Origin of the sequence: Lactiplantibacillus xiangfangensis, from assembly GCF_001438845.1 — a bacterium.
Lineage (GTDB): Bacteria > Bacillota > Bacilli > Lactobacillales > Lactobacillaceae > Lactiplantibacillus > Lactiplantibacillus xiangfangensis.
The window spans coordinates 37,142-62,224 of record NZ_JQCL01000068.1; the positions used below are offsets into that span (position 1 = coordinate 37,142).

Here is a 25,083-nt window from a genome sequence, read left to right on the forward strand (position 1 = left end):
AATAAAATCAATCAAGCAGCGGATAATTATAAGCAATGGTCATGTTTTTTATACTGAACTCGGCTTGAATTCTCAATTCAAAATAAAAAAGGAAACCAATTCAAAATTGAATTGATTTCCTTTTAGAGTCTCTCAGCAACAGTCGTTGCCCAGGAACCACTTTTGTTTAACCTTACCAAAGATCTAATTCTTTAGATGTATTGCAAGACGCGCTCGTCATTGTAAGCGGCATCGATCATCCCAGAACCAAGGCATTCCTCGCCACGGTAAAAGACAACCGCTTGGCCAGGTGTAATGGCCCGGACCGGATCGTCGAAGGTCACCGTAACGGCCGTATGATCGTCGTTAAAGTGAACCGTTACCCCGGAGTCCTTCTGACGGTAACGGAACTTAGCCGTTACGTGGAAGTCATTTCCAAGGTCTTCGTTCGTGACAAAGTGTAAGTCAGAAGCATCCAAATGTGTCGCGTACAGGTGCGGATTATGATAACCCTTGCCAACGTACAAGATGTTCTTCTTTAAGTCCTTACCAATAACGAACCACGGCTCGTTATCTTCACCGTCACCACCAATACCAAGGCCACGACGCTGACCAATGGTATAGTACATCAAGCCGGCATGCTCACCCTTAACTTCACCATCAAAGGTCATCATCTTACCAGGCGTAGCTGGTAAGTAGTGGCCTAAGAATTCCTTGAAGTTCTTCTCGCCAATGAAGCAAATCCCAACGGAATCCTTCTTCTTGGCCGTTGCTAAGCCAGCATTCAAGGCTAACTTCCGAACATCAGGCTTAACCATCTCACCAAGTGGGAACATTACTTTTTGTAACGTTGCGGAATCCAACTGGCTCAAGAAATAAGTCTGGTCCTTGTTGCTGTCCACACCGCGAAGAAGGTGCATCGTGCCGTCCTCATCATGTGAGAGACGGGCGTAATGCCCAGTTGCAATGTAGTCTGCCCCGAGGTCCATAGCGTAATCTAAAAACGCCTTAAACTTAATTTCCTTGTTGCAGATGACATCAGGGTTAGGTGTGCGGCCCTTCTTGTATTCATCTAAGAAATACGTGAAGACCCGATCCCAATACTCCTTCTCAAAGTTAATTGAGTAGTACGGAATCCCAATCTTATCTGCTACTTTAGCCACGTCTTTATAATCCTCGGTTGCGGTACAGACACCATTTTCATCCGTATCGTCCCAGTTCTTCATAAAGACACCCACCACGTCATAGCCTTGCTGCTTAAGAAGCAACGCCACAACGGATGAATCAACACCACCACTCATGCCGACAACGACACGCGTGTTACTGTGATCAGTCATACTTTTCACCATCATTTCCAAAAGATTCTGGAGAATCCACGATTTGAAGGTCGTACAAGTCCAGTATTTACCATTATAACAAAGAAAACGCCGGCTGCAAGCCAGGCGTTTCATCAATTACTTTTCAATTAAGACATCACGGTCAATAAAGCTCTGCAAAATAAACCGTAATTGCTCAACGGCTTCCGGATGCGCGTCATTTTTGAAAATGTTAGCGCGTTGCATCCCGTTCCCCGTTACCGTCGACATCTTAAAGCCAGTTAAGTCCGCGTTAACGGCCAGCTTAACTTTAAACGCTGCTTGATACGGCGTGTTGGGGTCCAAAGAACGTTCAAAGCTAAACGCGCCGGAACGCCCCTTAACAAATCCCAAATCCATTAATGTATATTTTTTAACGTTGGCGCTCAATGCGTAGGTCTGCGTATCGCCATCAAGTTTCACTGTTGCGGTGTATGCCATACCCCCGCACCTCCCTTTAATTATTTTTTCAACAACCGGTTAACGGTCTTCGTTAAAACCGTGATAAATTGATCAAGGTCTTCCTTAGTCGTGTACCGACCAAAGCTTAGCCGAATTGACTCGCTGATCCGTGGTGAATCTTCACCAAACATCGCGATCAAAACGTGTGAAGGTTCCAAACTCCCAGCGGTACATGCTGAACCACCAGAAACCGCAACACCGCCCAAATCTAAGTTAGTTTGGAGCGTGTACGTTGAAATTCCCTTGATCCACAAATTCAAAACGTGTTGAAGGTTGTTTTCACTGAGTGAGCCGTTCACCTCAAAATCAACACCGTTTTGGTGCAACTGGTCAACAACGTATTGCTTAAATTCGTGGTACTTCGCCTGACGATGGGCCTTTTCAGCCGACGTCAATTCCGATACCGCCTTAGCAAAACCAGCGATGGCTGGGACATTTTCGGTACCAGCCCGGCGCTTATCTTCCTGCTCGCCACCCTTAACAAAGCTAGGGAAGTTAATCCCATTGCGTTTGTAAAGAAAACCGAGGAACTTCGGCCCGTTGATCTTATGCGCTGAAGTTGACAGCATGTCGATATGGTCCCGTTGAACGTCGATGTCCAACAAACCATATGCTTGAACAGCATCCGTATGGAACCAAGCCTGATGATCCTTTAACAGCTCACCAATTTCATGAATTGGCATGTGTGAGCCAACTTCGTTATTGCCCATCATAATGGAGACTAGGATGGTATCTGGCCGCAGTGCGGCCTTTAAGTCTGCCATACTGATATCACCATTTTGATCAACTGGTAAGTAGGTGACTTCAAAACCCTGCTTTTCCAAAAAGGCTGCTGACTTTAAGATGGCTTGGTGCTCAACAGCCGTTGTGATAATGTGCTTACCGAGACTTTGACGCGCTAGCGCAGTCTGCATCACGGCCGTATTGTCACCTTCAGTGCCCCCACTGGTAAAAATAATATCATCATCTGGGGCGTTAATACTTTGGGCAATGATGTGCCGACTATCGTCCAAAACTTCACGGGCCGCCCGCCCAAATGCATGGGTACTGGACGCGTTCCCAAAGTTATTGGTCATTTGATCGGTCATTGTCTGAATGACGGACGCTGCCATGGGCGTTGTCGCGGCATTATCTAGGTACACTTGCTTCATTACAATACTTCCTTCTAAAAAAACTTATTTCAAGTTCAAACAACGAATCGTCTAAGCCTATTTATTTTGTGCTTTAAACAATGCTAGTAACATTGCGGCTGATTGCTTTCCCGCTTCAAGGATAAACTCGTCAAACGTAACACCAGCATCTTCGTCACCCACGTCAGACATGGCACGAATGACAACGTACGGTGTGTTAAATTGGTGGGCTGCTTGACCAATGGCTGCCCCTTCCATTTCACTCGATAATGCGTCTGGGAAGTGTGCCAAGATCTTATCCGTGGCTGCTTTACCAGCAACGAATTGGTCCCCGGACACAATTAAACCAGTCTTTGCATTTAAGCCGGTCGCCTTAGCAGCGGCCATGATTGCTTTAACCCAGTGTTCATCGGTTTCGTAATACAGGGGTTGTTGTGGTAACTGACCGTATTCATAGTCAAACGCCGTTGCGTCCACGTCATGGTACGCCGTCTTAGTGGCAACGACCACGTCACCAACGGACAAGCCGGCACCAATTCCGCCAGCAGAACCCGAGTTGATCACAACGTCAACGTCAAAGTTCGTAATCATGAGGGCCGTCGTCATCCCTGCCTGAACTTTACCAATTCCGGATTGAACTAACACAACTTCTTGTTGATCGATTGTGCCATCGTAAAAGGTGATGTCCTTAATGGCAACGACCTTTTCACCTTGTAACGCCTCTCGCAACGTTTTTAGTTCTTCTTCCATCGCACAAATAATACCAAATTTCATGTCTACATCCTACTTTCCTATGGGGTTAAAAATAATATTAAAAAGACCGCGATAATTCCTAATACTAGGCCCAAAATGACCCAGTTTAGTTTTCGCGCAAGCCGTTTGGTCTTAGCTTCTTCAAGCGCCCGGTTATTTTCTGCAGCGTACGCTTGCCGCGAAGCCGACGTACGCCCCGATTGATCGGCATAATCCGAATCATCGTCGTCCGGCTTGGTTTCAGTTTGGCGCCGCCGGTATTGCCGCCGCGTCATTCGATCTTCATCTGCCACTAGCCTTCAACTCCTAACTCAGGGTGGCTCTGCCAATACCAGATTGCCATAACCGTCTTTGCATCTTGGATCGTACCCGCTGCAACTTGTTGCAACGCCGTTGGTAAATCCAAGTAGACTAACTGAATCTGTTCATCGGCATCCTGTGGCAAAGCTGTCTTAACCGCCGTTAAGCCCGTTGCCACGTAGAGTTTCATGAATTCATCCGTAAAACCGGGAGACGTGTAAAACTGCGCCACCGGTTGAATTGAAGCCGCTTTGAGGCGCGTCTCTTCATTTAATTCACGAACTGCGGCCGCGTCCATCGACTCACCGGCTTCAACTTTTCCTGCCGGAATCTCTAAGGTTACGCCGTTAGTCGCCGTTCGCCACTGTTTTTCAAGAATCAGCTGCCGTGCACTGGTGACCATCAAAACGGCAATGGCTGGTTGATGGCGCACAATTTCACGTGTCGCCGTCGTCTGATTCGGTAACGTGACTTCTTGCTTTTCGACCTGCACTAAGCCACCCTGAAAAACTGTCTGGCGACTTTGGACTCGTTCTTCAAAATTCATGCCCAGAACCCTCTTCCTGTGGATTGCTTTCTCAATAAGGATACCGATTTTTAGCAACGAATGCAATTTTCAGTCCGATTCTAAACATAAATTACAATATTTTTAACGAACCCGACCATCAAAAAGGGATGGTGCCTAGAGCCCCATCCCTCACTAACGATTACGTTCGCCGCAGTACTGCTTATTACTTAGCAGTAGTTAACGATGCAACGAAGTCTTCATAAGCGGCTTGTTCGCCGGTTTCAGTCGCACTGGCTTCACTGTAATCCGCAGCTAACGCTGATTCTACGGGTAGCGTGACGATCCGGACGAAGGTCGCGTTACCAATCAATTCCATCCAGTACTCTTCGTCAGCACCTTGGTGTACAACGGTTTTAACCATCCCACCAGGATTGGTTACCTTAATTTCTTGGTTGAAATCGGTGCTTTCTTGATGTAATAAAACGTACATCAATGAAGAAGCGGACATGGCCGTTCCACAGGCATTCGTGAACCCGACGCCCCGTTCAAACGTCCGGACAAAGATCGCATTTTTGCCTAACACTTCGACAAAGCTAACGTTGACACCGTCTGGGAAAATGGCGTTCTTGCCGTCATTCATCCATTGACCGATTCGTCCCAATTCAGGACCAACCAAAGTGTCATGATCCACAAAAGCAATCAAATGTGGATTAGGCACTGCAACGGCGGAGAACTTCAAATCAGCAGATAACGCTGGAATTTTTTCGTTAATGATGGTTGCTGCTTCATTATTAGCATGCATCCCAATCGTCTTAGCATCGAATGACACCGGCGAAATTTCAGCACTAAAGGCTGGCACGTTCTCAGCCAAATCGGCAACTGCTTGAACCTTTAAGTCAGCATACATCGTCTGTACTTTGAACGCTTCTTGACTGTTTTGGGTGCCTAAATAACGCGCAACGGTCCGTAAGCCGTTACCACACATGCTAGCTTCGGTTCCGTCGGCGTTGATGACACGCATCCGACCAAGTACTTGGGAATGTTCGGATTTATCAACGACTAAAACCCCATCGGCACCATCATAAAGGCCAGCACCATCCCGCTTACAAATGTTAATTGCAAGCTGTTTTAAATCCGCATCAGATAACGGTTCTGGAAATTGTGTTTGATCCAATAAGTAGAAATCATTACCGGAACCGTGAACCTTGATCATTTTCACTGCCATCAGCATCCTATCTTTATATAAATTCACTAATTTACTACTTCATTATCATACTTATTTTTTCATGAAAATTCAATTACCAAGGACTAAAACAACGCTATAACATAGAAATAGTTTGTCATTAGCCCTTATTGACCGCTTTCAGCCTTAAATTTCAAACCTCGCCCCATCCGCTCCGCCGAACAGAATTGCGTGCTACGGGGGACGGTCGCAGCCAAAGTACGGTCTGCTCCCTCAATACAAAGCCGATAACCCACGTCTTTGTATTGTCCCGCAAGATTGGCGCAAGAATCATTCGCCAATCTTGCCGACACAGCACACCAACTCTGTTCGACTCCGCTAAAAATGAATTTACTATTGCTATTATGATTGGCTAATCAGAGGCCGGCACTGATGACATCGGTCGTGAAGGTGGCTTTTGACCGGTGACTTTCCGGTCTTAGGCCACGGACGGTCCGGGACAATTGCGCCTTATGCAAGTGCCCCGGACCGTCTCTCAGGCTAGCTCCGGTCCCACGACCGCATGTTATCAGTGACGACCGGGTCTAAAAATTCGAATGTTACTATAACAACACCCAAGTCTTATTTTTACCTTTCAGTCTTTCAAATCAAAAAAGCCCCGCCATCAAACACCGTTTGACGCGGGACTCCATCATTCAAGCACAATCATCAATATTGTGCCGTTAGTAATCAAAGATCAGCGATTAAGCTTCTAATCCAGTTTCAACTGATTCTGGGTAGTTTTCACGTACAATCTGAGCACAACGCGCACAGAGTTGTGGGTAGGCGTTGTCACTGCCAACGTCAGTCTTGATCATCCGGCAACGGGAACAAACTTCGCCGTCCGCATGACTAACCTTGATGGCAACGTGATCGCCAAAGGTTTCAGCATCACTAGGTGCATCACTCAAAGTGTGAACGTCCAAAGCAGAAACCATTAACATTTGCCGTACGTTAGTGTTCAAGCTGTCTAAGAAGGTTTGCGTTGCATCATCGACGTATAAGTCAAGATGTGCTTCCAAGGACTTCCCAATCAACTTAGCGTCCCGGGCTTCTTCTAAAGCCTTTAAGACGTTGCTACGTAAGTCCATGAATTGCGTCCATTCTGCCATTAAATCATCAGCATTGGCGTAATTTTGAACGACTGGCATGTCCGTCAATTGTGCAAATTCTTCTGGTTCCTTCAAGAATGGCCAGATTTCTTCGGTCGTATGTGGCAACATTGGCGTGAATAACTTCGTTAACGCAACCAAGGTGTCATAGAAGACCGTTTGCATTGAACGCCGTGAATGGCTGTCTTCAGCATCGATATACATGATATCCTTTGCAACGTCTAAGTAGAAGTTAGATAAATCAACCGTTAAGAAGTTGATGAGTTCCTTGTAGATGTCGAGGAAGTCGTAGTGATCATAGTGGGCCTTCGTCTTCGCAACGAATTGGTCCAAACGAACGGCCATGTATTGGTCAACTGAAGCTAAGTCGTCGTAAGCGACCCGGTCAGTTTCTGGGTCAAAGTCGGCAACGTTTCCTAACATGAAGCGAACCGTATTCCGGAACTTCTTGTAAGAATCAGCCACTTGTTTGAAGCTTTCCATAGAAACCCGTACGTCGGAGCTGGTATCAACGGAAGCAACCCATAGACGGACGATTTCAGCACCCATTTGTTTGATAACGTCGATTGGCGCAATCGTGTTGCCTAATGACTTACTCATCTTACGGCCTTGGTTATCCAAGGTGAAACCTTGTGATAAGACTTGCTTGTATGGTGCGTGTCCAGAAACAACGACACTGGTAATCAAACTAGAGTTGAACCAGCCACGGTATTGGTCTGAACCTTCCAAGTATAAATCCGCTGGGTAATCAAGGTATGGCCGTTCAGCCAAGACACCTTGGTGTGATGAACCGGAATCAAACCAAACGTCCATAATGTCATCTTCCTTGGTAAATTCACCATGAGGAGAATGTTCATTAGTATAGCCTTCTGGTAATAAGTCCTTGGCATCACGTTCAAACCAAACATTCGAACCGTATTGCTTAATCAAGTCAGCAACGTGGTTGATCGTTTCTTGTTCCATAATGGCAGTGCCATCTTCAGCGTAAAAGATTGGTAGCGGCACGCCCCAGACCCGTTGCCGTGAAATGACCCAGTCACCACGGTCACGAATCATATTGTAAAGGCGCTTCTTACCCCATTCTGGGAAGAATTCGACGTCATCCATCGATTTCAAAATCTTATCGCGCACGTCCCCAACGGAAGCAAACCATTGTGGCGTTGCCCGGAAGATGATTGGCTTCTTAGTCCGCCAGTCAAATGGGTAGCTATGTTCGTAAGGCATGTACTTTAAGAGTAACCCGGCATCCTTTAACTTATCCAACGCAATTTGGTTGGCGTCATCGTAGAAGACACCAGCAAAGTCAGCACCGGCTTCAGCCGTTAAGTAACCCTTATTGTCAACTGGTGCAAAGACTGGCAAATCGTACTTCATACCGATCCGGTAGTCATCTTCCCCATAACCAGGCGCCGTATGCACTAGCCCAGTCCCAGAGTCGAGGGTAACGAAATCGCCTAACATCGTGACTAATTTCCGACTGGCATCAAATGGATGTTCACAAATGACCCGGTCTAAATCGGCCCCTTTAACGGTCTTCAAGACTTTAACGTCTTCCCAACCGAAGCGTTCAGCGTTTTCGTCAACTAATTCAGCCGCCAAAACAAACTTGCGGCTTTCACCAGCGGGTTGAACAACCGCGTAGTCGAACTTAGCATCAATCGTAATCCCTTCAGAAGCAGGAATCGTCCATGGTGTCGTGGTCCAGACAACCATGTAAGTATCGTCATCTAAGACACCCTTGCCGTCAGTAACCTTTTCAGCGAAAAATGCGGATGGTGACGTAATGTCGTGGTATTCAACTTCGGCTTCAGCCAAAGCAGATTCGGATGACCATGACCAGTACACTGGCTTCTTACCGCGGTAGATCAGGTTTTGTTTAGCAAATGCACCGAAGACACGAATTTGAGCGGCTTCGAATTCTGGCTTCAAAGTCAAATATGGGTTGTCCCATTCGCCAGCAACACCTAAGCGTTTAAATTCTTCACGTTGGCGATCCACTTGTTTCAACGCGTATTCGCGACAAAGTTCGCGGAATTCGTTGGTGGTCATCTTTTTACGGTCATAACCGGCCTGTTTTAATTTCTGTTCAATTGGCAAACCGTGTGTATCCCAACCAGGAACGTACGGTGCGCGGAAACCGTTCATTGACTTGTAACGAACGATAAAGTCCTTGGTGATCTTATTTAGGGCATGACCCATGTGAATATCACCGTTAGCGTAAGGAGGGCCATCGTGTAAAATAAAGCTCGGCTTACCTTCATTCAATTTTTGACGTTGTTCATAAACTTTGTTTTCAGTCCAAACGTCTTGGCGCTCGACTTCTTTAACTGGTAAATTACCACGCATTTTAAACTTGGTTTTACCGAGGTTTAACGTATCTTTAACGCGCATTTGATCACTCCTTAAATAATTTTTACCAAATCAATTTTAAAATTAACGGCACAAAAAAACTCCGCCCTGCAAGGGACGAAGTTATCGTGGTACCACCCAATTTTAGAATTGTTTAGATTCTCTCTTAGCATGGATTAACGGTCATGAACCGGCCACGCTTACTTGGTTCAACGTGACATTCAGAGATGATCTGCAACCTAGTGAGGGACGATTGCCTTTCCATTATCGGCAACTCTCTGGGCGTTTCACTAAGTTGTTTACTGTTCTCTTCAAAAATTTAACTGATATGACTTAACTAGGCTTGGCCGTCGTTATCGTCATCTGGGAAAACAACCACCGTTTGTTGTTGGGCTTGGTCGCCTCCGTCAGCAACTGGCGTTTCACCACTAGTTGCTTCCGTAATTTCAACGGTTGCTTCTGAGTTTACACTCGCATTACTCTGATTGTCAAGACTATCTTCTTTTAAAACGTGTTGAATTTCAGCGTAATCAGCGGTATTCGTTTCGCTAAGTAATTGATCCCAATCCTTGCTCTTAACTACTTCTAACTGCGATTCTAGCATAACTTGGAGGCGTTGACGGAAGACCCGGGTCTGTTTCTTCAGGTCATCAGTTTCAACAGAAAGGCGCTTAGCCTTCTGTGAAGCCTCATCGATCATCTGGTTAGACTTGTCCGTGGCTTCACTAACAATATCTGAAGCTTGCTTCTGTGCTTCACGGGTAATGATGTCAGCTTCCTTCTTCGAATTCGTCTTGACTTTGTCAGCAGCTTCCTGCGCAACCAAGATCGACTGGTTCAAAGAATCCTTCAATTCATTGAAATACTTAAGTTTACCTTCACTAGCGTCTAAACGTTCCTGGAGGTCCTTATTTTGTTTTAAGGTAATTTGATAATCCTTGATAATCCGTTCAAGAAAATCGTTTACCTCGTCAATATTGTAACCACGAAGCTTCGTGGAAAACTCTTTGTTATGAATGTCATCAGGACTTAACACCATGCTAAATTTCCTCCAATATCTATTTGCTATGAATAATATTTAACGTTATCCGTAACCGATCCTTTTTTGTTTCGCCGCCAATTTCCGCTAACCGGACCCGCCCGTAGTGGGTCACGCTCAGCATATCTAGCAACGCTAACTCGTAGTCGGCTTTTGGTAAATCCGCCCAGTTCAAGCGAACCTGCTTCCCCTCGATCAGCTCCTTGGCATGGTGCCGTGAAAGGTTAAAGGCCGCCTTGACCACACTATCCGCCCGCAGTGAACTGACCGTTGTTGTGACACTCTCCCAGTCATTTTCAGGAACTAAGGCATTCGCTAACGGTATCGCCGTTAAGTGCACCTTCGTTTTTCCAAAATGATCGATCTGATCATCAAAATACTGTGCCATTTCATTTTCGCAGAAGAATTGCCAATCGTCACCGTCCGAAACAATGTCGCCAAACACGTCGCGTTCGACCCCGGAATTTGCCAGGGTCCCTAGAACTTGACCGTGCTTTAACGTCGCAAATTTTACCGGATAGACGATGTTATACAGGGTAATTTGAAAGTCGGCTTCTTCGGGTTGGTAGTAGCTTGGATAAAATAAAATCCGTTGCAACTCCGCACCCGGATAGCCGCCAAAGGCCCGCATTCGAACGTCGTCTAACTGGTTAACCATTGTCTGAGCAATGTACACTTGGCGCGGGTTTAAAAACGCAGTTAAAATTGGTCGGTACTGGTCGGCTGCTTGGCGCAGCCACCCAGTGACCTGTTCAATAAATGGGGCTTCACTATCGCGAAAATGTTGTTTTAAATTTTCATTCACGATACTATCCTCGTTATACTTTTAATTAATAGATTCCGAACATTTGTAACAGGTAAAGCAAGCCGTTTTCAGCAAACTGTAAGACGACCAAGGCAATGATTGGGGAGAAGTCGATTCCCGCAATGGCAGGAATAAACCGCCGGAAGATGCTCAGAAATGGATCACAGATCCGCCCTAAAAATTGTCCAATTTTTGTGTTATAAGCGCCAGGAAACCAGGACATTAAAATAAAAACGGCGATGGCTACCTGGTAGAGCTGAAATAACCTGCTAATGATGTTTAGTACCAGTACGCTCACTCCTTACAAACTGTTGGGATTGAATTGACTCGTCGTACTGCCAGAAACTTCATAATTTTCTGGAATACAAAGAAAAATTTCATCCCCGATGCGTTCAATTTCACCGTTAATGGCGTAAACCGTTCCGGTCAAAAAATCAACAATGCGGCGGGCCATTTGATCATCAACGTGATCAAAATTTACGATTACCGCTTGATTTTTGAGTAGTTGACTCGCAATTTCTTTAACGTCTGAATAAATTTTCGGTTCAAATAACGCAATCTTACTATTCACCGACTTACCACCTTGCATGGGTACGACTTTTGGCGCGGTCCGGGTATTGGCTGCTTGATTGGTTGACGCTTGCGGCGCAGCCTGACTAGGCTGTACCGGCTGGTCATCTAATTGATCATCACCGACGCCAAAAAAGTTACTAAAACTAAATCGTCCGGCCATCTATGATCGCTCCCTTCAGTGTCTTACTTACGCCGCCGTTTGAAGAATGGCGGTGTATCTAATGAGTCCCCATTATCATCATTGTTGTTATCATCAGTCTGACCATTGTCGTTAAAGACGTCAAAGTCAGCCTTCTCAACGTTTTTAAATTCGGAACCATTGTTGTTGTTATTTACTGGTCGTGAACTGCTTGGTTCGCGACGAATGTCCCAGTTGCCGAACGGATCGTTACTATTCGCTGGTGCTTGGCTTTGTGCCATGTTAACAGCTTCACTGGCTGGCTTTTGTTCACTAGTGCTAGAGAACATGCCACCCCGTTGTTGACTCGTTTCAGTCCGGCTGGAAGTGGTTCCCATTTGAATTTCTTTTTGTTTTTGATCAATCCCGGTCGCAATAACGGTGACCCGAACTTCGTCGCCTAAGCTTTCGTCGATTGAAGTCCCGAAGATGATGTTAACATCAGTCGTTGCCGCTTGTGACACAATGTCTGAAGCAGCTTGGGCTTCATAAAGTGACATGTCTGGGCCACCAGTGATGTTGAGCAAGACTTGTTCGGCCCCATCGATGGAAACTTCCAACAATGGTGACGAAATGGCTTGCTTGGTTGCATCGGCGGTCCGGTTTTCGCCGCTGGCAGAACCAATTCCCATTAAAGCAGAACCTTGGTTTTGCATCACGGTCTTCACGTCAGCAAAGTCCAAGTTAACGTAACCTGGTGATGTGATCAGGTCAGAAATTCCTTGAACCCCTTGACGTAAAACGTTATCGGCTTCTTGGAAGGCTTCCATCATTGGTGTCTTCTTATCAACGATTTCCAATAAACGGTTGTTCGCAATGACGATCAACGTATCAACGTTGTCCTTCATCTGCGCAATCCCCTCAGCTGCATTCCGCGCCCGTCGAGGTCCTTCAAACGTGAATGGCCGGGTTACGACCCCCACCGTCAAAGCGCCTGAATCCTTCGCAATTTTAGCAACCACGGGTGCAGCCCCGTTACCGGTACCGCCACCCATACCAGCGGTGACAAAGACCATGTCAGCGCCCTGTAAGGCTTCCGTTAAAGCTTCTTCGCTTTCTTGCGCGGCTTTTGAACCAACGTCCGGGTTAGAACCGGCACCCAACCCACGGGTCAGTTTCGGTCCTAATTGAATCTTGGTTTCCGCATTAGAAGTTTGTAATGCTTGTACATCGGTATTGGCGACGATAAATTCGACACCCTTGACGTCTTCAGCAATCATCCGATTAACAGCGTTGCCACCACCGCCACCGACACCGATGACTTTAATATTTGCCCCTGAATTCTGGGTTGAATCTAAAGAAAATTCCATTATTTTTCCTCCGTCATTCCTATCCTAATTAATCAAAGAAGTGGTTGAAAAAGCCCTTAATGTGGTCAAGAGCACCCTTCCGATCTGGATTGTCCTGTTTTTGTTCAGGTTGTTGTTTGGTTGTTTGGGTCGTTTTTTCAGTACTCGTCCGGGGTGCACTAGCAATTGGATCGACGACTTCTGAGAAGTCATGCGCAACGCTTGCCCGTGTATCACCCGTTAACGCACTCTTTACGAGTAACGCGACTTCGCTTAAGGCCGCTTGGTATTTGATGACGGCTAACGCCTCATCAAACGACGGATGTCTTAAGCCCATCTGGTTCGGTGTAAAGACCCGAACCCGGGTACCAAAGAGTTGACTAGCCAATTCTGTCACACCAGGAATCGCTGCAACGCCACCAGTTAAAACAATGCCGCCCGGCAATTCTAACGCTCGGATTTCATCCAAGTGTTGTTTGACTTTTCCAAAGACTTGGTCAAGTCGGGCTTCAATGATTTCTGCTAAGTATTGCTCGCTAATCTGCGTTGGGGTACTTTGACCGACAACGTCAACTGGGAACTCCTCATCATCAGCGGCTTGCTGAGCATCGGCATAGCCGTAGTCCCGTTTAAGCTTCTCTGCATTTTCAATCGAAGTATTCAAAACGACCGAAATATCTTTAGTGATATACTGGCCGCCTTCTTGATCAACATAAGTATACTTTAACTGATGATCATGAATGACCGCCGCCGTAGTCTGGCCGCCACCCATATCAATAATAATCGACCCGAAGTCCTGTTCACCATCATTTAACACGAGTGAGCTCAACGCCAACGGTGCAATCACGATTTGTTCAATCTGCAGTCCCGCTTTTTCGATGGCTTTGCGCGTGTTGTGAATAATGGTCTTAGGTCCGGTAAAGAGGGTCCCGTGCATCTCTAAACGCACACCGACCATTCCCCGGGGGTCCTTAATTCCGTCAAAGCCGTCCACGACAAACTCATCTGGAATCACGTCCAACACTTCGCGCTCCGGTGGCAAGCTCTGTACTAGCGCCGCTGCAGCCACGTTTTGGACATCCTCATTATTGATTTCTTTTGATTCATCAGCCACGGCAATCATGCCGCGACAACGTTCAATCTTTACCAGGTTAGCGGGAACGCCCGCAATCACCTTTTTTATTTCGATACTTGCTTTTTCTTCAGCTTGGCGTACTGCCGATTGAATCGCACTGGCGGCCTTGTCAATATCAACAATGACACCGCGACTTAAACCATTAGAACGTTCGCTACCCACACCAATAACGTTCATTTGTCCCTTTACACGTTCAGCAACAATGACTTTTATTGAGGTGGTTCCTATATCAAGTCCGACATAAATTCCTGAATTATCCATAATAGAGGAACCTCCTAGTACTTTTACATAAATATAAATTTTTATAGATTTTAGTTACATACCTAGTTAACCCCTAGTTTACCATATCCTAAGCGCTTTTAAAAAGAGCACATCCACCATTCTCGAAGAATATTCTACTTCTTGAATGAATACGAATACGCGCCGACTTCTAAGTTAATAATTCCCTTAGTTTTCATCTTTGCGACGATACCCGGATAATACGTCATCTTGCTTGCAAACGTTGAGATTGTCGCATAGACTTCGTTCCCATCATTCATGTATAAATGGATGCGCTGCGGATTGGACGTTGTCGGTGCAAACTTAATTTCTGAGATTGCATGTTTAACTGCCGAAGGTAACTTTGCGTACTGGGCAATCATTTTTTCAAGCCGGGCCCCACTCTTAAAGTTCGCGTAAATGGGTGAACCACCGCCAGGTTGCAAATAACTCGTCTTTAAAATCAACCCATTTTCCAAGACCCGTTGATAATGATTGCCGTCTACCAAGTAACCGGCAACCCGAATTTCATTAACTTTGATGTGAATCTGGTTTAAGCCAACCAACTTAGTCGTGACTTTGCCAATCTGCGGATTTTGTTGTTTCGCTTGGTGACTCGTACGCTGGTCATGACCAATCACAGCCCAAATTGAAACCCCTGGCTGAATTTTCGTGGCCCGCGTCACCTGCTTTACCGTCAACCCATCCGTTCCTGACACCTTGACTTGTTGGACGTGACTAAGTGGTGAAATAAAATACCCTGCAATCACGATGCCCATTAAAAACAAACTAATGAGTAGCGCCGCACGTTTAACCACTAAGCGGCGGCGCTGGGTTTTTAACTTTGGTAACTTATCACCGATCCGCAGTTGTTTACCCCACCTACTAAAATGGCTTTTCTTTGACTGGGCCTCATTTTGTTCAGCGCGTCGCTGATAGCGTTCCCAAGGGGTTAGTTGTTCCGGCCTTTTGTCCTTAGGTGCTCGCTTAAAAATGGCCATCACACCCACCCTTTCATCTTCATAAGGTTACGTTTTTTACTTGACCACGGATTCGAGGACTTTCAATAACTGATCAGCTGCATCGGGCATTCCGAGCTTCTTCGCATTATTAGCCATATCTTCACGATGGTCGGCATTAAGCATTAAACCATCGACCGCTTTGAGCAGGCTCGTTGCCGTTAAATCGGCTTCTTTAACTAGTTCAGCCGCCCCAGCGTTAACTAAACTCTGTGCGTTCTTCGTTTGATGATCATTCGTCACGTAAGGACTAGGCACCAAGATTGATGGAATTCCTAGCGCCGTAATTTCAGCAATACTCGTTGCGCCCGCCCGGCCTAAAATCACGGCGATTTCCGGCAGGATTGCTGGCATATTTTTGATGTACGGTTCAATCTTAACATTGGGTGCTAACGTTGTCTTTGAGAGACTATCCATGATTTTGTCATAGTGCACTTGACCAGTCACAAAGAGCGTCTGATAGTCCCGTTTATTAAGCTCTGGTACCGCGGACGCAGTGGCAGCGTTGATTCGAGCTGCCCCCCGACTTCCCCCAAAGATCAAGACCGTGGGAACGTCGTCTTTTAGTCCGTATGCTTGCAAAGCCGCAGTTTTTTGAATGTTAGCCACTTGTTGCGCACGGGGGTTCCCGGTCATGACGACCTTCTTTTCTGGGAACTGTGACCGCGCACTCTCAAACGAAATGGCAATCTTATTCACGAAGTGGCTCAAAAACTTGTTGGTCACACCCACAACGGAGTTCTGTTCGTGAATCACCGTGGGGATGTGCATCTGGCTGGCCGCGAAAACGACCGCACCACTCACGTAGCCACCGGTCCCAACCACGACGTCCGGCTTGAATGCCTTGATGTACTTGCGAGCCGTGACCACACTCTTTAAGAACAGGTAAACCGTCTTGAAGTTTTGTGGGGATAACGACCGCTTGAAGCCTTGAATCTTAATAGTCTTAAACGCGATGCCGCGTTCTGGGACAATTCGACTTTCAAGGCCCCGATGAGTCCCCACGTAGAGAACTTCGGCGTGTTTATCGTGTGCCTTTAGCGCTTCGATCAAGGCTAATGCCGGGTAAATGTGGCCCCCGGTACCGCCGCCAGAAATCATTAGTCGCATTAGTTTTCTTCCGCCTTTCCAGTTAACTTCTCAATTGCTTTAATAAACCGGTCGCCCCGCACTTCAAAGTTCGGGTACTGATCCCAGCTGGCACAAGCGGGTGACAACATAATAATGTCGCCTGAATTACTCCGCTTCCAAGCTACTGGAACCGCCGTTTCACAGTTTTCAGTAAATTCAATGTCGTCGATGCCGGCAAGTTTTCCGGCATCCGCCATCTTTTGCGCCGTCTCACCAAACACGATGAGGGTCTTAACATGGTCCTTTAACGCGGGTGCAAGCTTTTCAAACGTATTGCCCCGGTCCAAACCACCAGCCAATAAGACAACGGGTTGGTCAAAGCCTTTCAACGCCATTTCCGTTGAAACGATGTTCGTCGCCTTAGAGTCATTGTAGAACTGGCGACCTTCATAAGTTTCAACGTACTGAGTCCGGTGACGAACGCCAGAAAACGTCTTCAAGACTTGGACAATGCCACTCGTTGCGACCCCTTGCAACTTAGCAACCGTAATGGCTGCTAAGGCGTTTTCAACGTTATGGTCTCCCGGAATCTTGATGGCCTTTGCATCCATAATGTATTCATCTTTAAAGTACAACTTGCCGTTTTCTTCATAGGCGCCAGCCTTACTATTGCCCTGACGTGAAAATGGTACAACTTGTGCCTTAGACTGCTTACTGAGGTCACGCCATTCTTGACTGTCCCAGTTGATGACTAAATAATCATCAGCCGTTTGATTCATTGTAATGCGCATCTTCGCCTTAACATAATTGTCGCGATTTCCATGCCAGTCCAAGTGGGTTGAATAAATATTCGTAATAACGGCAATGTGGGGACGTAACGTATCAATCCCACAAAGCATGAAACTTGAGAGTTCCGTTACCATCGTATCGGCGGCTTGCGCTTTTTGAGCGACGGTTGAGGCCGGAACCCCGATATTACCAGCGACGTAAGCCTTGCCGGCATTGTTTCGTTGGTTCAACATCATGGTAATTAACGTCGTTGTCGTGGTCTTACCGTTCGTCCCGGTAACCCCGATCAGTTCGCCTTCCAAAATTTGGGCTGCTAATTCAACTTCAGTGATAACGGGAATGTGCTTTTCAAGCGCCCCGCTCACAATCGGATTTGAATACGGAATGCCTGGATTTTTGACGACCACCTTAAAATCTTCATCCAATAAAGATAGCGGGTGTCCCCCCGTAATGACCTTGATGCCTTCGCTTAACAGCTCCTGTGCGTCTGGATTATTATCAAAATCCTTCTTGTCATTGACCGTGACAAATGCCCCTAGCTTGTGCAACAAGCGAGCAGCGTTGACCCCACTCTTTGCAAGTCCTAAAACCAAAACTTTTTGGTTGCGATACTGTTCAACCGACTTCATATACCAAGATCTCCCTAATTTATTGATAGACACAATATATTTATTTTAATATTCAGTGGACTAAATGCCAATAGGCGTATCATCGGTTTGTAAATCCGCCATTGATACGCCCAAAGTTAGTCATTAAATGATTGTTGCCACACTGATAATGGCAGCCACTAAACCAATCGACCAGAATACGATGTCGATTTTCCACTCACTCCAACCCTTCATTTCAAAATGATGGTGAATTGGACTCATTAAGAAGATCCGTTTTCCCGTTAACTTGAATGAAGCAACTTGTAACATAACCGAAGCCGTTTCGATAACGAAAATAATCCCGATAATAAGTAGTGACAATTCGTGATGGACCAAGATGGAAACGGCAGCTAGCGCACCACCTAAGGCTAACGAACCCATATCACCCATGAAGATCTTTGCGGGTTTGTGGTTGTAGACAAAGAAACCTAGCAAGGAACCAACCACTGCAATACAGAATAACGCGACGTTATATTGTTGTTGGGCCCACGCGATAATCGCGTACGCACCAAAAGCAATCGTTGCTTGACCAGCAACTAGCCCATCTAAGCCATCCGTCAAGTTGACGGCGTTGGAAAACCCAACGAGCCAAATAATGACGAAAATCATGTACCAAATACCTAGCGACCAATCACCGACACCGGGAATTCTTAGGCCCATCGTCAAATGTTCATTCTGGTAAACAAGTGTAAAGACGACCGCACCAACGATTTGCCCAAGCAACTTTTGCCATGCTTTTAGCCCTTCATTTTGCTTCCGCCATAACTTAATACTGTCATCCCAGAATCCTAGCGCCCCGTAAAGCACTAAGATGAACATTAGAATCCAGGTCGTTGGTTGTAACAAGCCTTGCCAAAAACCAACCCACAAGGTCGTGACCAAGATGGCGATAATAAATAACAACCCGCCCATCGTTGGGGTCCCAGATTTCTTTTCGTGCCATTTAGGGCCCTCTTCGCGAATCATTTGGCCCTCTTTACGCGCGCGGAAATAACGAATTAAAGACGGCATTAACGCAAACACGATGATAAACCCACTAATTAGGGCCGCTACCCATGATAATAAACTCACAACAATTCTCCATTCTAAAACTTAATTAATTACTTTAACGTCACGCTCAAACTTTCCTTAGCGTCGATCGGATTACCAGCCGAAATACTCTGGGCCTTCACGTAGCCCGTACCGCTAGTCGTCAACTTCAGCCCCGTTAGACTGGCAAAGTCAGCGACTTCACTGGTCGACCAACTCGTCAAATCAGGCATATACATCTGTCCGTTAGTCACAAGGACGACTCGCTGACCGCTAGAAAGGACGGTACCAGACGAAATGGACTGTTTCACAATCCGCTTACCCTTACCTACGACAACCGGTTTAATGCCGCTTTGCTTTGCATCTTTGGCAGCGGTCGTCGTACTTTTACCCGTCAAATCAGCCATCTTGATTGTTGCCGTCTTTGACTCACTGGCTTTTTGTTCCTCAAGTGCCCGTTGCATAACGGTCTTGAAAATACTTGCCATTTCATCAGTTGCCGTCGTACTCCCGAGTGTTGGCTGCTTCATGGTGATATACATAATGTATTTGGGATTTTTAGCCGGTGCCATCCCAACAACGGAATACAGGTAAGAATCATCGCCCGTTGCGTAGGTACTCCCGTTGCTGACTTGGGCCGTCCCGGTCTTCGCTGCGATCCGATAACCCTTGATTTTATATGCGCCCCCAAGCCCGTAAGACTTATACACAACGTCTTGCATGTGTCCCAATACTTGAGAAGCCGTTTTGGCAGAAATCGGTTGCCCGACAACTTTGGGTTTTGCTTTAAAGACCGTCTTGTTGGTGTTCGGATTCGTCACTTTGGAAACAAAGTATGGCTGTAGCATTTTACCACCATTTGCAACGGCCGTAAATCCGCGCAGCATTTGCATCGCCGTGACCTGAACCCCCTGCCCAAACGAAGTATCCGCTTGTTCAATCGGATAAGTAAACTGAATTGAGCCCGTTTGCTCATTCGCTAAACCACTATTCGTGCTCGAACGCAGGCCGAAGCGCTTAATGTACTTTAGCCAAGTTTTGGCACCCATCGTTTGTTCCAAGTGCGCCATCGCAACGTTACTAGATAAAGCAAATCCCTTGGCATATGTGATGTTGCCCCAACCACTCGTATTCCAATCGGGAACAATCTTGTTATCAATTCGATAAGTCCCAGTGGGAACCGTCACGTTAGGGTTGTAATTACCACTGTCAATGGCTGCTGACATCGTAAAGACTTTCATCGTTGAACCGGGTTCATAGGTATCCTCGACGAGCAAGTTACGCCACATCTTACTCAACCCACTCTTGGTTTGCGAGTTAAACGTTGGGCGTTGGGTCGTTGCTAGAATTGCACCCGTTTTAGCATTCATCAGGGTTGCCGTCATCGACTTCGGATTAACCTGATCCGCGACCGCGGACATTTTTGTCTCCAAAATGGTCTGAAGCTTGCTGTCGATCGTCGTATAAACGTTCTCGCCGTCTTTGACCTTTTTACCGGTATCGACGTTACCTTGATACCCACTCTTTGTAACGGTCTTGCGGCCATCTGTCCCAGATAACTGTTTATTGAAAGCTAATTCAATTCCCATTGATCCGGTTAACCGCGTTGATTCCGAACCTTTGACCGGCTTCGCATTGGTAAGTCCCACGAGCTGGGACGCAAAGGTCCCGTTCGGGTAGAGACGTGCTTCCGACTCAATAAAGTGCAATCCCGAAACTTTTTGCGCTTCGATTTTTTCCTTCGTCGTCAACGAAATATTTTTTCCGGCCGTTCCAAATTCAATTTGGAACTTGCCAGTACCATCTTGGAGCGTTGCTAACGCCTTTTTGTAACTAATCGGCAAATATTTCGACAATACCTTTGCAACCTGACTATCATTCTTGACGTACAGCGCCTTACCATTAGCATCCTTCTGGTTTTTCGCCATAATGGCATAGATGGTGTAAGTACTCGTATCTTCAGCAATTGGATCGCCGTTTGCCGTATAAATCGTCCCCCGTTTTGCCGTAATGGTCTGATCCGTCGTATACAACTTTTTGGTTGCTTCCACGAGGTTCGTCCCGTTGGCGTGGTGGGAAATTGCGATATACGAAAAACGAATGATCAAAACACCAAATACGAGGATCGCTCCAAAAAATAGCCATTGGCCAAAGATTCTACGATTTTGTTTCGGTGACCGTTTCGAAGTCATTCGTTGTTTCTTATTATTCATTTGTAAACATTCCTTATGTTACCGTTGTTTAGCGATAAGCCGTACTTCTTTGCAACTTGGTTTAACCGGCTACGACTTGAAAGTTCACTAATTTCTTGGGCGTGAGACGTATTGCTTGCCTCCACCTTGGAAACTTTCGCTTGCACCGCCTGTAAGCTACTTTGAGAATTACCAATGGCAATGTTGGTTGAAACTAAAATAATTGCCAAACTGAAAACCACCAAGCCAAGTGTCACACTCAAACATTTCTCAAACGCAGAAAATGGTACCCGCTGCGTTTTGATTGCAGGATTGGGGGTTACAACGGTTTTATGTACCGGGGTTGTGGTAGCACCGGGATTCTGCTTCGGCAGCTCCCGTGCCAATCCATTCTGGGCCATTTTGAATCACTCCTTAACATTCATCTATTTCATTAATTAATCTTTAACACGTAACCGTTCGATGGCACGCAGTTTAGCACTACGAGCCCGCCGATTAGCCGTCACTTCTTCATCACTTGGCACAATTGGCTTCCGGTTAACGAGCCGGTAATCGGGCTGCATCCCCTCAGGAATGACTGGTAAACCAGGTGGTAACTCAGGTAACTCACTGTGTTCCTTAAAAATCGTCTTAACAAGCCGATCTTCCAGGGATTGGAACGTGATGACGCTGACCCGGCCATGGACACCAATCAAATCAACCGCTTGTTCCAGTGACGTTTCTAATACACCCAGTTCGTTGTTTACCGCAATTCGAATCGCTTGGAAGACACGTTTGGCTGGATGACCACCCGTCCGCCGTGCGCGGGCAGGAATGGCTGATTTAATGAGATCAACCAGTTCACCAGTCGTTTCAATCGGTTGGCTTTCGCGTTGCCGCTCGATTGCCCGGGCAACCTGCTTAGAAAATTTCTCCTCACCATACCGGTAAAAGATTCGAACTAAGTCGGCGTATGGCCAAGTATTAACGACCGTTTGCGCGGTTAAGTCCTGGCTTTGATCCATCCGCATATCAAGTGGCGCATCGTGTTGATACGAGAAGCCGCGGGCGGCATCGTCAAACTGTGGTGATGATACCCCCAAGTCATAAACGACTCCGTCGACTTGGTCAATGCCGCGGTCCGCTAATTCGTGCTTCAGATTGGCAAAATTACTTTTAACAAATGTCAGTTGGCCACTCTCTAAATAACTGGCCAAATTGGATTGATTATAGTCAATCGCCGTCTGGTCCTGATCAAAACTAAATAAGTGTCCGTTTGGTCCCAACTGTTTTAGGATTTCGCGGGAATGTCCCCCGCCACCTAACGTACAATCCACATAAATGCCTGCAGGATCAATATTTAACGCCGCAACCGCTTCATGTAGTAAGACGGTGGTATGTTCAAATTCTGCCACTGTTGCGCCCCCTTCCCATAAAATCCTTATGAATTAAAAATCAATCAAATTTTCAGCGAGATCATCAAAGTTCTCGGCGGTCTCCGTCTCAAAGGTTTGCCACTTAGTCGCACTCCAAATTTCAAAACGGTCCGATACCCCAACGATCACACATTGTTTTTCTAACTTAGCGTAGTTGCGCAGGGATGCGGGAATCATAACTCGCCCCTGCTTATCAAGTTCACATTCAGCCGCTGCTGCGTAAAAGAACCGGACAAACGCCCGTGCATCCTTTTTAGTGAGCGGTAAATCGTCTAATTGCGCTTGTAATGTGGCCCACCGCGCGGCTGGATAGCCAAAGATGCAACCATCCATCCCCCGCGTGATCACAAAACTGTCGCCAAGTAACTCACGAAACTTGGCTGGGATGATCAACCGACCTTTCGTGTCCAAGGCGTGTTCAAATTCACCGAAAAACATCTTGGGCGCCACGGTCAGTCAACCCCTTTCATTAAACATAATTCAAGTCTACCACACCCCCCCACTTCCTACCACATCGTTTTATTACTTTTCCAAATTGTTAACAAAATGTCAAAAAATCCCCGCCTAACGTTGATTCGTTAGGTGGGGATTAGTGGGGGGCTTTCTATCATTTAGCCCGTTATTTGAATAATAAGTTAATTACTAAAGCAACCAAATAAACGACGATTGCTAATAGGTCAATTAGCCGCCAATAAAGCCTGAAAAAGCGCCGGTAAATAATTTCCCCCCGTTGAATGACTTCCAAGACGGTTAAACCGATTCCTAAAACCATCATTGAAATCACTTCGTACGGCACGATTGAGCTTTCCGTGGCTTGAAGGGTCAGGAAATGGGTGAACAAAATCAAAAACGGCGGCCAAAAATCAATTAACGTTAAACCATTGGGCCAAATTTTTCGGGTCAGCCGTCGCAATCCTAAAATAATGATTGAAACGAGCGCCAAAAAGATAAGTTGCCCAAACCAAGTGGTCAATAACTCATTCATCGTAAATTCCTACTATGACAAATCCAAACAAGTGGCCTTACTTAAAACGGATTCGCACGTTTCCTTTCTTTAATTCTGTTAAGGGTTAAAAGGTCAATTTAAAAATTAAATACTTCAGATCGCAGTTCGGCTGAGACCGTCCCTCATAGCACAAGGCTACCCGACGGAGCGCTTAATTCAAAAATAACCATCGCTGCTACTTTGACAATTAGTATCGGTTTAATTATAGAGATTATAGGACTGCTTTTCAATCACTGCCGTCAGCCCTATAATGGAAAGTAAAGTTATCGGAGGTGGCACACGTGCTGCAATACTTTACTACCGGGCCCAACGGGTTATTAACAACGGCTAATGATCCTAACCAACCTTACTGGATCAACGTCGAACGACCGACCATTAATGAAATCAATCAGTTAACAAACGCGTTTCATTTTCCTAAGGACTATTTAACGGCCGTCTTAGACGACGCGGAAGTCTCCCGGACGGAACAATTGGACCAACCGACCGCCACCGAACCCGTTTTAATCGTGATGCAATACCCTAAACTGACGACTAGTGACCTCGGCTATTTGGAATATCAGGTCTATCCGTTTGCTTTGATTTTGACGGATCAAGTCGTTTTAACCATCAGCAATTACCCGGCCAGCTTCATTCAGGATTTCGTGATGGACCCGACTTCGTCTAAGCTCAGTTTAGATAACCACGAAGACTTCGTGCTAGCCATCATGTGGTATATCGAGCACGCTTACGTCAGCGCCTTAAATTTGATCAATCAACGAACTAACTTACTGGAGCGGCATTTAAATCAGGCCACGCATAACGAAGAGCTATTTCGCATTATGGCTTATCAAAAATCGCTGATTCGCTTCGACGCGGCCCTCACACAAAACGGCCCCGTTTTAGCCGCGGTTGAAGCGTCCGCTACCCACTTCAACGCGCCCCACCACGTCGCGTTTACAACCGACATCATGGTGGAAACGAAACAAGCGGTCGACATGACCCACACGAACAATCAGATTCTCCAACAGTACAGCCAGATGGTCAGCGCCGTTATTTCCAACAATTTAAATGACGTGATGAAGTTTTTAACCTCACTCACCATGGTGCTAACCATCCCGACGATTATTGGCGGCATCTACGGCATGAACGTTAAGCTGCCGGGTGCCGGTGTGGTGCACGCATTTACTTGGATCATGCTGGGCATCATTATCTTGTGTATTATCGGGATTGAATATTTACGTAACCACGACTATTTTTAATAGTTATTTGAAAAATAGTCGATTACACGTTAAACTATGAAAGAATTACTTAAAAAGTGTGGTGCAAACGAAAACTATGAAGAAAAAGACAACCTTCCAAAAAATCACGATGGTCATCGTGTGGTTAATGATTATTTCGACCGTTGGGTCACTAGTTTTGAGCGCGTTATCCGGACTAGGACTTTTAAGCTTCAGCTAATCATACGAAATCAAAAAATGCACGGTGCAGT

25 protein-coding genes and 1 other annotated feature are annotated in these 25,083 nt (G+C 46.2%); of the genes, 2 read left to right on the top strand and 23 right to left on the bottom strand.

What is annotated here, in order from left to right:
• Window positions 1-191: 191 nt before the first annotated feature.
• From mnmA to IV64_RS07720, 23 genes are all read right to left on the bottom strand, one after another.
• Window positions 192-1,430 (bottom strand): tRNA 2-thiouridine(34) synthase MnmA, encoded by a 1,239-nt coding sequence (gene mnmA / locus IV64_RS07610; protein ID WP_338033755.1) that lies wholly within the window; start codon window positions 1,428-1,430, stop codon window positions 192-194.
• Between the two features lie 3 nt (window positions 1,431-1,433).
• Window positions 1,434-1,775 carry a DUF1831 domain-containing protein gene (locus IV64_RS07615; protein WP_057706674.1) on the bottom strand — a complete coding sequence of 114 codons (342 nt, stop codon included), beginning with the start codon at window positions 1,773-1,775 and terminating at the stop codon, window positions 1,434-1,436.
• Window positions 1,776-1,795: 20 nt separating this feature from the next.
• Complete coding sequence (locus IV64_RS07620) at window positions 1,796-2,947, bottom strand: cysteine desulfurase family protein (protein WP_057706675.1); 1,152 nt, start codon at window positions 2,945-2,947, stop codon at window positions 1,796-1,798.
• Between the two features lie 57 nt (window positions 2,948-3,004).
• Window positions 3,005-3,700 carry a 5'-methylthioadenosine/adenosylhomocysteine nucleosidase gene (locus tag IV64_RS07625; RefSeq protein WP_057706676.1) on the bottom strand — a complete coding sequence of 232 codons (696 nt, stop codon included), beginning with the start codon at window positions 3,698-3,700 and terminating at the stop codon, window positions 3,005-3,007.
• 17 nt (window positions 3,701-3,717) lie between these two features.
• On the bottom strand, window positions 3,718-3,972 hold the full coding sequence (locus IV64_RS07630) for a hypothetical protein (protein ID WP_057706677.1): 255 nt from the start codon (window positions 3,970-3,972) through the stop codon (window positions 3,718-3,720).
• Window positions 3,972-4,526, bottom strand: coding sequence for an NUDIX hydrolase (locus IV64_RS07635; RefSeq protein WP_057706678.1), 555 nt, complete (start codon window positions 4,524-4,526; stop codon window positions 3,972-3,974). The genes IV64_RS07630 and IV64_RS07635 overlap by 1 nt, the downstream gene beginning before the upstream one ends.
• A gap of 184 nt (window positions 4,527-4,710) precedes the next feature.
• On the bottom strand, window positions 4,711-5,712 hold the full coding sequence (dapF, locus tag IV64_RS07640; RefSeq protein WP_083491605.1) for a diaminopimelate epimerase: 1,002 nt from the start codon (window positions 5,710-5,712) through the stop codon (window positions 4,711-4,713).
• A gap of 701 nt (window positions 5,713-6,413) precedes the next feature.
• Complete coding sequence (gene ileS / locus IV64_RS07645) at window positions 6,414-9,212, bottom strand: isoleucine--tRNA ligase (RefSeq protein WP_057706680.1); 2,799 nt, start codon at window positions 9,210-9,212, stop codon at window positions 6,414-6,416.
• 68 nt (window positions 9,213-9,280) lie between these two features.
• Window positions 9,281-9,494 (bottom strand) — a binding site (T-box leader).
• 13 nt (window positions 9,495-9,507) lie between these two features.
• Entirely contained in the window at window positions 9,508-10,209 is a 702-nt protein-coding gene (locus IV64_RS07650) for a DivIVA domain-containing protein (protein ID WP_057706681.1), read from the bottom strand.
• A gap of 19 nt (window positions 10,210-10,228) precedes the next feature.
• Window positions 10,229-11,014, bottom strand: coding sequence for a YlmH family RNA-binding protein (locus IV64_RS07655; RefSeq protein ID WP_057706682.1), 786 nt, complete (start codon window positions 11,012-11,014; stop codon window positions 10,229-10,231).
• 25 nt (window positions 11,015-11,039) lie between these two features.
• Window positions 11,040-11,303 (bottom strand): YggT family protein, encoded by a 264-nt coding sequence (locus tag IV64_RS07660; RefSeq protein WP_083491606.1) that lies wholly within the window; start codon window positions 11,301-11,303, stop codon window positions 11,040-11,042.
• A 12-nt stretch (window positions 11,304-11,315) separates the two neighbouring features.
• Entirely contained in the window at window positions 11,316-11,747 is a 432-nt protein-coding gene (locus IV64_RS07665; protein WP_057706684.1) for a cell division protein SepF, read from the bottom strand.
• A gap of 23 nt (window positions 11,748-11,770) precedes the next feature.
• Window positions 11,771-13,075, bottom strand: a complete 1,305-nt coding sequence (gene ftsZ, locus IV64_RS07670) for a cell division protein FtsZ (protein WP_057706685.1) — start codon at window positions 13,073-13,075, stop codon at window positions 11,771-11,773.
• A 28-nt stretch (window positions 13,076-13,103) separates the two neighbouring features.
• Entirely contained in the window at window positions 13,104-14,450 is a 1,347-nt protein-coding gene (ftsA, locus tag IV64_RS07675) for a cell division protein FtsA (RefSeq protein WP_057706686.1), read from the bottom strand.
• 134 nt (window positions 14,451-14,584) lie between these two features.
• Window positions 14,585-15,448: a cell division protein FtsQ/DivIB gene (locus tag IV64_RS07680; protein WP_057706687.1), complete on the bottom strand. Its 864-nt coding sequence runs from the start codon at window positions 15,446-15,448 to the stop codon at window positions 14,585-14,587.
• A 36-nt stretch (window positions 15,449-15,484) separates the two neighbouring features.
• Window positions 15,485-16,576 (bottom strand): undecaprenyldiphospho-muramoylpentapeptide beta-N-acetylglucosaminyltransferase, encoded by a 1,092-nt coding sequence (murG, locus tag IV64_RS07685; protein WP_057706688.1) that lies wholly within the window; start codon window positions 16,574-16,576, stop codon window positions 15,485-15,487.
• Entirely contained in the window at window positions 16,576-17,955 is a 1,380-nt protein-coding gene (gene murD, locus IV64_RS07690) for a UDP-N-acetylmuramoyl-L-alanine--D-glutamate ligase (protein ID WP_057706689.1), read from the bottom strand. Before murD ends, murG begins: the two co-directional genes overlap by 1 nt.
• A 123-nt stretch (window positions 17,956-18,078) precedes the next feature.
• Window positions 18,079-19,044 carry a phospho-N-acetylmuramoyl-pentapeptide-transferase gene (mraY, locus tag IV64_RS07695; RefSeq protein ID WP_057706690.1) on the bottom strand — a complete coding sequence of 322 codons (966 nt, stop codon included), beginning with the start codon at window positions 19,042-19,044 and terminating at the stop codon, window positions 18,079-18,081.
• 29 nt (window positions 19,045-19,073) lie between these two features.
• The gene (locus tag IV64_RS07700) at window positions 19,074-21,215 is read right to left on the bottom strand and encodes a penicillin-binding transpeptidase domain-containing protein (protein WP_057706691.1); all 2,142 of its coding nucleotides are present in this window, start codon (window positions 21,213-21,215) and stop codon (window positions 19,074-19,076) included.
• Window positions 21,212-21,595 carry a cell division protein FtsL gene (gene ftsL / locus IV64_RS07705; RefSeq protein ID WP_057706692.1) on the bottom strand — a complete coding sequence of 128 codons (384 nt, stop codon included), beginning with the start codon at window positions 21,593-21,595 and terminating at the stop codon, window positions 21,212-21,214. Before ftsL ends, IV64_RS07700 begins: the two co-directional genes overlap by 4 nt.
• Before the next feature lie 36 nt (window positions 21,596-21,631).
• Window positions 21,632-22,588, bottom strand: a complete 957-nt coding sequence (gene rsmH / locus IV64_RS07710; protein ID WP_057706693.1) for a 16S rRNA (cytosine(1402)-N(4))-methyltransferase RsmH — start codon at window positions 22,586-22,588, stop codon at window positions 21,632-21,634.
• A 33-nt stretch (window positions 22,589-22,621) separates the two neighbouring features.
• On the bottom strand, window positions 22,622-23,047 hold the full coding sequence (mraZ, locus tag IV64_RS07715) for a division/cell wall cluster transcriptional repressor MraZ (protein WP_057706718.1): 426 nt from the start codon (window positions 23,045-23,047) through the stop codon (window positions 22,622-22,624).
• A gap of 181 nt (window positions 23,048-23,228) precedes the next feature.
• The gene (locus IV64_RS07720) at window positions 23,229-23,594 is read right to left on the bottom strand and encodes a DUF3397 domain-containing protein (RefSeq protein ID WP_057706694.1); all 366 of its coding nucleotides are present in this window, start codon (window positions 23,592-23,594) and stop codon (window positions 23,229-23,231) included.
• A gap of 302 nt (window positions 23,595-23,896) precedes the next feature.
• Here IV64_RS07720 and IV64_RS07725 point away from each other — a divergent pair, with 302 nt between their 5' ends.
• Together IV64_RS07725 and IV64_RS14130 are read left to right on the top strand one after the other, a co-directional pair.
• A complete protein-coding gene (locus IV64_RS07725; RefSeq protein ID WP_057706695.1) occupies window positions 23,897-24,853 on the top strand; it encodes a magnesium transporter CorA family protein in 957 nt (318 codons plus the stop codon).
• A 76-nt stretch (window positions 24,854-24,929) separates the two neighbouring features.
• Window positions 24,930-25,052 carry a DUF4044 domain-containing protein gene (locus IV64_RS14130; RefSeq protein ID WP_083491607.1) on the top strand — a complete coding sequence of 41 codons (123 nt, stop codon included), beginning with the start codon at window positions 24,930-24,932 and terminating at the stop codon, window positions 25,050-25,052.
• The last annotated feature ends 31 nt before the right edge of the window (window positions 25,053-25,083 follow it).